The organism is Acinetobacter legionensis (assembly GCF_048551735.1).
Taxonomy (GTDB): Bacteria; Pseudomonadota; Gammaproteobacteria; order Pseudomonadales; family Moraxellaceae; genus Acinetobacter.
In genome coordinates this window covers 1-626 of the sequence record NZ_JBIMBV010000087.1, presented here as the reverse complement: position 1 = coordinate 626, position 626 = coordinate 1, and the positions used below count along the sequence as shown (strand labels likewise).

Annotated in this window: 1 protein-coding gene; it reads left to right on the top strand. The window is 35.9% G+C overall.

Annotated features, from left to right (window positions below):
• A partial coding sequence (locus tag ACG9ZL_RS21125; protein ID WP_419361875.1) for a hypothetical protein occupies positions 1–626 on the top strand: 626 nt, incomplete at both ends.

The following is a 626-nucleotide window of genomic DNA, read 5'->3' as shown; positions in this document are numbered from 1 at the left end:
ACAGAATTTGAGACTTTATCGCCATTTCCATTGACCGCACTGGTGACAGCATTAACTGAATTATTCAGAGAATCTATTGCTGATTTAACAGAATTAACCGCATCAACAGTATTTTTGCCGTTAGCATTAACAGCATCGACTGTATTTTTTCCATTTGAGTTGACTGAATCTGCAACAGAATTTATTGAAGAATTTAAGTTAGAAACAGCATCTTTTACTGCATTTGTTGCAGTTATATTGTCTTTGACCGCATTTGCAACTTTGTCACCGTTTGCATTCACAGCTTTTGTATTGTTGTCGACAGCAGTCGTTACGGCAGAAACAGTACTATTGAGTGCATCAACAGAAGCTTTAACAGCATTTGTCGCAGATGTATTTGCATTGACTGCATTTGTAACAGTAGCTGTATTATTGTTTACAGCAGTCGTTACAGCATTGATTGTATTGTGTAATGCGTCTACTGATGATTTAACCGCATTTGTTGCAGCAGTATTATTATTAACTGCATTGGTTGTGCCGTTGACCGCATTTGCAACAGTTGTGATCGACTGGTTAATTGAACTAATACTGCTATTTATAGAATTAACAGCATTATTAATAGAATTTGTTATTGCGGTTTTTGAATC